Source organism: Eubacterium sp. 3_1_31 (assembly GCF_964249515.1).
Classification (GTDB): Bacteria; Bacillota_I; Bacilli_A; order Erysipelotrichales; family Erysipelotrichaceae; genus Longicatena; species Longicatena caecimuris.
On record NZ_CAXUBY010000038.1, the window covers coordinates 20,867 to 28,324 of the forward strand.

Consider the following 7,458-nt stretch of genomic DNA (forward strand, 5'->3'; position numbering starts at 1 on the left):
ATGCTTAGCACGATTACCAGCATGTTCAAGAATAAAGATATTCGTAATCGAATATTCTTTACTCTTGCCATGTTGTTTATCTTCCGCTTTGGTACAGCAATCACTGTACCGGGCGTAGATACGACATCGCTGACGAAATCCAGCAATTCACTGCTTGATATGATCAACCTGCTTGGTGGTGGAGGTCTGGAACAGATGTCCATTTTTGCTATGGGAGTCGGCCCTTACATCACCGCATCTATTATTATTCAGTTATTATCCATGGATGTTATTCCGGCTTTGACAGAACTTGCCAAAGGCGGCGCATCCGGTAAAAAACAAATTGATCGTTATACACGTTACCTGGCAGTTGTCTTGAGCTTCTTCCAGGCTTCAACGCTAATATATGGCTTTTCAAGAAGCTATCCGGATTTACTGGTCAATGGCAATGGTTGGTCAAGCATCCTTTATATTGCAACAATCTTAACAGGTGGCAGCATGTTCATCTTGTGGATCGGTGACCGTATTACGATGAAGGGTGTTGGCAATGGGGTATCTATGATCATCGCCGCTGGCATTATCGCAAGACTTCCACATCAGTTCGCAACAGCTTGGGGAACGCTTGTCGATACATCCAGCAGTTCTGCAACCTTTAATGGAATCTTGAGCTTTGGCGGCTTCCTGTTATGCTATCTGCTGATCATCATCTTTGTTGTCTTCATGCAGACAGCGGAACGTAAGATTCCAATTCAGTATACATCCAGCACGGTAACAACACGCAAGAAAGACATGACATACCTGCCGCTGAAAATCAATTCAGCCAGTGTAATTCCTGTTATCTTTGCTTCTGCTATCATGGTGGCGCCACTTTCCATCATTAAGATGGTAACGGCTGCTGAATGGGTAAGTACCGTAGAGTATTACCTGGGTATGCAAACACCAGTGAGCCTGGTTATCTATGTGGTATTGATTCTGTTATTTACCTTCTTCTATACGAAGTTACAGGTAGATCCGGAAAAGATTGCCGAGAACTTAGGTAAATCAGGAACATATATCCCTGGTATCCGTCCTGGTACGGAAACCAAAGATTACATTAACAAGGTATTAAACAGAATCACGGTATTAGGCGCAATTGGACTGGCTTTCATCGCAGTTCTGCCTCATGCTCTTCCATTATTTACAAATCTGCCTAGCTCTATGGGTATCGGCGGTACTGGTATCATCATCGTCGTAGGTGTTGCAATGGAAACCGTGAAACAGATCGAAGGTCGTCTGACGCAGAAGTCCTACCGTGGATTTCTTCAGAGATAGAAGGTGAACCTATGAATATCTTGATTATGGGCGGTCCTGGTGCCGGTAAAGGTACGATGTCCGCAAAAATCGTTGAAAAATTTAATGTGAATCATATTTCAACAGGAGATATTTTCCGCAGTGAAATCGGGAATGGTACAGAACTTGGTCTTGAAGCGAAAAGCTATATGGACAAAGGACTGCTCGTCCCTGATGAACTGGTAAACAATATGGTGAAAAGCTATCTGGATAAACTGGAAGATAAGAAAAACGGCTTTCTTCTAGATGGCTATCCAAGAACTTTAGAACAGGCAAAGGCCTTTGATGCATTGGCTGGCGATGGGGCATTATCCATCGACAAAGTCATTGCCATGGATATTCCCTTTGATGTTCTGGCTGGCAGAATCACCGGCCGCCGTCTCTGTAAAGAGTGCGGAGAGATCTATCACTTACAATCCAAACCTCCTATGGTAGAAGGTAAATGTGATGTATGTGGTGGAGATCTATATCAGCGAAAAGACGATACGGTAGAAAGTCTTACCGTACGACTGGATGAATACAGCAAACAGACAGCTCCTGTTCTGGATTACTATGAGCAGAAAGGAATTGTCGCAAGAATCAATGCCGATCAACCAATCGAAAACGTCTGGAGCGATGTCCTGAAAGCGTTGGAGGACTAAAATGGTCATTCCGAAGTCAAATCAGGAGTTGACATTCATGAAAAAAGCAGGTATAATTGTTGCGCTTGCACATCGTGCAGCGCAAACAGTTATACAGCCTGGAATCACTACGAAAAAAATCAATGAAATCGTGGAAAACACGATACGAAAACATGGCGGGATACCGTCATTTAAGGGTTTATACGGGTTTCCAGCTGCTGCATGTATATCTGTAAATTCTGTCATGGTACATGGTGTCCCAGATGATACGATGTTACATGACGGGGACATTGTTTCAGTAGATATCGGTGCCTGTTATCAAGGGTATCATGGTGACTCAGCATGGACATATGCTGTCGGTAATATCAGCGAGGAAACAAAAGCCTTTCTGAGAATTAGCGAAGAATCTTTATATGAAGGTTTAAAAATGGCAAAGGCTGGGAATCATCTAACTGATATATCTCATGCAATCGGAGAGTATGTCTTTGGGCATGGCTTTTCTTTGCCACGGGATTATGCAGGACATGGTATTGGAACTTCCGTCCATGAAGATCCGACAGTTCCAAATTTCGGCCCGGCAGGTCATGGCATTCTGCTTAAAGAAGGCATGACGCTTGCAATCGAACCGTTGGTTTTAGCAGGCAGGCCACATACACGAACACTTGCGGATGGCTGGGGTGTCGTCACCAAAGATGGTGGCTTGGCAGCTCACTACGAGCATACGATCGTGATCACAGAAAAAGGGTATGAAATACTCACAGAGATAAAAGAGGAGGAACATCCAAGTAATGGGTAAGCAAGATGTTATTGAAATGGATGGCGAAGTAATTGATACTTTACCAAACGCAATGTTCAAAGTGAAATTGGGAAACGGACACGAAATACTGGCTCACGTTTCTGGTAAAATCCGCATGCACTACATCCGCATTTTACCAGGGGACCGTGTAACCGTTGAAATTTCACCTTATGATTTAACACGTGGGCGAATTACATTCCGACACAAATAAGTCGTGAATAAGGAGGAAGACGCATGAAAGTAAGACCATCTGTCAAACCAATATGCGATAAGTGCCGCATTATCAAACGTAAAGGCCGTGTCATGGTCATTTGCGAAAACCCAAAACACAAACAAAGACAAGGAAACTAATGGAGGTGTAATGTAAAATGGCTCGTATTGCAGGTGTTGACTTACCACGCGACAAGCGCGTAGTAGTATCATTAACGTACATTTACGGAATCGGCCGCCCAACTGCGGAACAGATTCTGGCAAAAACGGGAATCAGCGAAGATATCCGTGTAAAAGATTTAACTGACGAACAGATTAATGCCATCCGTAACGAAGTGGATTCTATCAAAGTAGAAGGTGATTTGCGTCGTGAGGTTGCATTAAACATTAAGCGTCTGATGGAAATCGGATGCTACCGCGGAATCCGTCACCGTAAAGGTTTACCGGTTCGCGGACAGAGAACAAAAACAAATGCTCGTACGCGTAAAGGTCCAGTTCGTACAGTAGCAAACAAAAAGAAATAGGACGATAGGAGGAAATTAAAATGGCAAAAAACGTAAAAGCGGGCGCACGTAAACGTAAAGCACGCAAGAATATTGCTCGTGGATGTGCTCATATTCATTCAACTTTTAACAATACCATCGTTACTATTACTGACGAAAATGGAAACGCTGTAGCATGGTCCAGCGCTGGAGCACTGGGGTTCAAGGGTTCACGTAAATCCACTCCATTTGCTGCACAGATGGCTGGAGAAGCTGCAGGTAAAGCAGCAATAGAAAATGGTATGAAAACAGTATCAGTAAACGTTAAAGGTCCAGGACCTGGACGTGAAGCAGCTGTAAGAGCTTTACAGGTTGCGGGATTAGAAATTACAATGATCAACGATGTAACTCCTATTCCACACAACGGTTGTCGTCCACCTAAACGACCACGTGGTTAATCATAAGCTTAATTGAGGAGGTATACTATGCAAAAATTCGAACGTGCACATTTTGAAGTTAAAGAATACGATGAATCTAAACACTACGGTAAGTTTGTATTTGAACCTTTAGAGAGAGGTTTCGGAACAACTATTGGGAATGCACTAAGACGTGTTTTGCTCTCCTCTTTACCGGGAGCTGCCGTATTTTCAATTAAAGTTGACGGGGTTTACCACGAGTTTACATCTATTCCAGGAATCGTTGAGGATGTAACGACCATGATCCTGAATATCAAGACACTGGTCATGAAAATTCAGGATGATGAGATCTATACATTGCGTATTTCAAAACAAGGTCCTGGAGAAGTTACCGGTGCAGATATCTACTGTCCAGAAGGCGTAGAAGTGCTGAGCAAGGATTTGCACATCTGTACTCTGGAAGAAGGCGGAATGTTGGAAATGGAACTGCAGGCGCGTGTTGGCCGCGGATATGTAAATGCTGACACAAACAAACAGCTGTATCAGACTCCAAATCAGCCTTTAGGAATCATTTATACGGATTCTATCTATACACCAATTGAAAAGGTTTCTTACTCTGTAGATCCTACACGTGTTGGTCAGAATGCCAATTATGATAAAGTGACTTTGGAAGTATGGAGTGATTCCTCCATCAGTCCTGCGGAATCATTAGCATTATCAGCAAAGATTCTGATTGATCATTTGGAACTGCTGACAAACGTTGATGAAGCTGTCAATGATATGGAATCTGTCATGAAGGAAGCTCAGGGTGAAGTGCAGAACAAGGGTCTTGTCATGATGATCGAAGATCTCGATCTGTCTGTACGTTCTTACAACTGTTTGAAACGCGCTGGCATTCAGACCGTCGAAGAATTAACACAGCGTACAGAAGATGAAATGATGAGAGTACGTAACTTAGGTAAGAAATCACTCAAAGAAGTTAAAGATAAATTGTATGATTTAGGCTTAAACTTTAAATCATACGAATAATATTATTCGCAAAGGAGGCTAACAACCAATGTGGAATCGTAAATTAGGACGTAAAGCTGACCACCGTAAAGCTTTATTACGTAACATGGCTACATCAGTGATCGCTTATGGTCAGATTGAAACAACTGAAATGAAAGCAAAAGAACTGCGTTCTGTTGTTGATGAGCTGATTACTTTAGCAAAACGCGGTGATTTACATGCTCGCCGTCAGGCTGCTAAATTCGTTCGCGACGTTGTTGTAGACGAAAAAACAGGTCAGACAGCTTTACAAAAACTGTTCAACGAAATCGGACCTGCTTACAAAGATCGTAATGGTGGGTACACAAGAGTTGTGAAAACAAGAGTACGTCGTGGTGACGCTGCTCCTATGGCAATCATTGAACTCGTAAAATAAAAAAGCTAACGACATCATGGAGACATGGTGTCGTTTTCTTAAGCACTATTAAGTTGTTTCCCGCAAAAAACCATGATACAATTTGAGATGAAATGAATGAAAATGAAAGAAGGTACACAATGATCAAAAATAGTACGAACAAAAAGAAATTTTTTATAATGCTATTTGTGGCAGGGGTGCTCATTGGAATTATCCTTTTTGAGAAGTATCATAAGTCTTCATCAAAGATAAACTTTATTGAAAATGCTACAGAAGTGGAATATGGGAATACCACAATCACGAGTAAAGCCTTAGTAAAAAATACAGATGGCGTCATTGTTACCTATCCTAAATTAAATGTACATGCATGCGGGGAACAGGATCTTGTTTATGCGGTGGTCGCAGATGGAGAGAAAACAAACATTCATTTAAAGATAACTGTGAAGGATACACAAAAACCGGAAATCATTCTCAAAAAAGAACGTATAGCAATACCGTATAATGGTACATTTGATATCAAAGATAATATTATCAGTGTCAGCGATCCGGTTGATGGACCATTGCTTTATACTACAGCAACGGATTTACAAAATAATTATTATCGTATTGAAGGCAATGTGGATACAAAAAAATCTGGCGATCATAAAATACGCGTTATTGCGAAAGATAAAAGTGGAAATCGCAGTGTACGAACCTTTAAAGTTCATGTGGGTAAAAAACCAGTCAATCTTAATGATAAAGATAAGGATAAAAAGAAAACAGAGGATAAAAAGACAACAGCGAAAACTAATTGAGTGAGGTGAGATCATGGAACTAATTGAAGAGATGGAGGACTATGCGAAAACATACAATGTCCCAATCATGCAGCCGGAAGGAATTGCCTTTCTATGTGCGTTTATTCAGCAACACCATTTAACGAACATTCTTGAAATTGGCAGTGCTATTGGATATTCTGCTATTCGTATGGCTTTGTTGGATGAACAAATACACGTCGTGACGATTGAACGCGATAAGGAACGCTATCAAAAAGCGGTTGAAAACGTACGCAAAGCACATTTAGAAGAACGTATCACACTGCTTTATGGAGATGCTTTAGAAACCACCGTGGAAGGATCATTTGATATGTTGTTTATCGATGCTGCAAAGGCGCAATATATAAAGTTTTTTGAACGCTATGAGAAGAATCTTATAAAAGATGGTTATGTCATTACTGATAATCTTAAGTTCCATGGGTATGTCGAACATCAGGAACGGATTAAAAATCGGAATCTGCGACAGCTTGTCACCAAAATCAGTCGATTTGTTGAGTATTTAAAAAAGCGTGAGGATTATGATACGACATTTTATGATTTTGGAGATGGTGTAGGGATCAGCAGAAAAAAGTAGTTTCTATGTATTTTTTTCTTTGAAGTGTGATACAATAGAAACATGAAAGTGGTGATAAAATGAAAAAGATATTTCCAATTTTAGCTGTTTTAGGGAGCGCAGCAGCTCTTATTGCTTACAAAATGAAAAAAGAAGAAGAAAAACAAATTATTGATTTAGATCAGGGTTTGCTGTACGATGATGAGCCTGAAGATAATGAAGATGCAGCTGAAGAAGCACCGATCAGTGATCCACAACATTGTTGTGAAGAAGTGAATGAAGCATTTGAAGAGGCTCATGAAAGTCTGGATGAATTTGAAGATGTGCAAAGCACATCGGATGATGAAGCAAAAGAGGAAACACAAGAAGAGTATGATGAAATGTTTACGCATCTGACCAGAGCAGAAATGGCATTATTGAAAGAAGATACCGATGCACGAATGGAAGCACTGGAGCAAAAAGGGGATGTCCATGATCATGAACGCCCTGTACAGCATGTCGTAAAATTTCAAGATGAAGAGAGCATGAACCAGTTTAAAAGCGTTGTGATAAATCGTGGATATGTTATTACCAGAGGCAGTGAAGAATTTGAGTTGATCGTTCTTCATATCACACCGATGGATAAGGTAAAACTGATGTCCAATGTTTATTATCTGGCAGATGTTGCCACAGCTTATCAAGGTGTTTATAAAGGATGGCAGAGCAAGGCCGTATATTAAAAAGCTGATAAGCGTAAATGTATGAAAAAGTCTTAATCCTATTTATTAACAGAATAGGATTAAGACTTTTTTGTATGAGAAAACCCCCAGATAGTCTGGGGGTTCCGTAGAGCTTTAGCGATGAGCCTTTAAAAATAAAA

The 7,458-nt window shown here is 40.9% G+C and carries 12 protein-coding genes; all 12 read left to right on the forward strand.

Features of this window, described 5'->3' with window-relative positions; all coding sequences use genetic code 11:
• The 12 genes from secY to ACESSZ_RS13000 all read left to right on the forward strand — a co-directional run bounded on the left by secY (position 1) and on the right by ACESSZ_RS13000 (position 7,318).
• The gene (gene secY / locus ACESSZ_RS12945) at positions 1-1,290 is read left to right on the forward strand and encodes a preprotein translocase subunit SecY (protein ID WP_008690076.1); all 1,290 of its coding nucleotides are present in this window, start codon (positions 1-3) and stop codon (positions 1,288-1,290) included.
• Positions 1,291-1,301: 11 nt separating this feature from the next.
• Positions 1,302-1,949 carry an adenylate kinase gene (locus ACESSZ_RS12950; protein WP_008690074.1) on the forward strand — a complete coding sequence of 216 codons (648 nt, stop codon included), beginning with the start codon at positions 1,302-1,304 and terminating at the stop codon, positions 1,947-1,949.
• A gap of 1 nt (position 1,950) precedes the next feature.
• Entirely contained in the window at positions 1,951-2,724 is a 774-nt protein-coding gene (gene map / locus ACESSZ_RS12955) for a type I methionyl aminopeptidase (protein WP_008690073.1), read from the forward strand.
• Positions 2,717-2,935 (forward strand): translation initiation factor IF-1, encoded by a 219-nt coding sequence (infA, locus tag ACESSZ_RS12960; RefSeq protein WP_008690072.1) that lies wholly within the window; start codon positions 2,717-2,719, stop codon positions 2,933-2,935. Before map ends, infA begins: the two co-directional genes overlap by 8 nt.
• Before the next feature lie 23 nt (positions 2,936-2,958).
• Positions 2,959-3,075, forward strand: coding sequence for a 50S ribosomal protein L36 (gene rpmJ, locus ACESSZ_RS12965; protein WP_008979808.1), 117 nt, complete (start codon positions 2,959-2,961; stop codon positions 3,073-3,075).
• A 17-nt stretch (positions 3,076-3,092) separates the two neighbouring features.
• A complete protein-coding gene (gene rpsM, locus ACESSZ_RS12970) occupies positions 3,093-3,458 on the forward strand; it encodes a 30S ribosomal protein S13 (RefSeq protein ID WP_008690071.1) in 366 nt (121 codons plus the stop codon).
• A 20-nt stretch (positions 3,459-3,478) separates the two neighbouring features.
• Positions 3,479-3,874: a 30S ribosomal protein S11 gene (gene rpsK, locus ACESSZ_RS12975; RefSeq protein ID WP_008690070.1), complete on the forward strand. Its 396-nt coding sequence runs from the start codon at positions 3,479-3,481 to the stop codon at positions 3,872-3,874.
• A gap of 27 nt (positions 3,875-3,901) precedes the next feature.
• Entirely contained in the window at positions 3,902-4,861 is a 960-nt protein-coding gene (locus tag ACESSZ_RS12980; RefSeq protein WP_008690069.1) for a DNA-directed RNA polymerase subunit alpha, read from the forward strand.
• 28 nt (positions 4,862-4,889) lie between these two features.
• Positions 4,890-5,255: a 50S ribosomal protein L17 gene (gene rplQ, locus ACESSZ_RS12985; protein ID WP_008690068.1), complete on the forward strand. Its 366-nt coding sequence runs from the start codon at positions 4,890-4,892 to the stop codon at positions 5,253-5,255.
• Positions 5,256-5,374: 119 nt separating this feature from the next.
• Positions 5,375-6,028 carry a hypothetical protein gene (locus ACESSZ_RS12990; RefSeq protein WP_008690067.1) on the forward strand — a complete coding sequence of 218 codons (654 nt, stop codon included), beginning with the start codon at positions 5,375-5,377 and terminating at the stop codon, positions 6,026-6,028.
• A 13-nt stretch (positions 6,029-6,041) separates the two neighbouring features.
• Positions 6,042-6,620 (forward strand): O-methyltransferase, encoded by a 579-nt coding sequence (locus ACESSZ_RS12995; protein ID WP_008690066.1) that lies wholly within the window; start codon positions 6,042-6,044, stop codon positions 6,618-6,620.
• 59 nt (positions 6,621-6,679) lie between these two features.
• Positions 6,680-7,318 (forward strand): ribonuclease E inhibitor RraB, encoded by a 639-nt coding sequence (locus tag ACESSZ_RS13000; protein WP_008690065.1) that lies wholly within the window; start codon positions 6,680-6,682, stop codon positions 7,316-7,318.
• Positions 7,319-7,458: the final 140 nt, after the last annotated feature.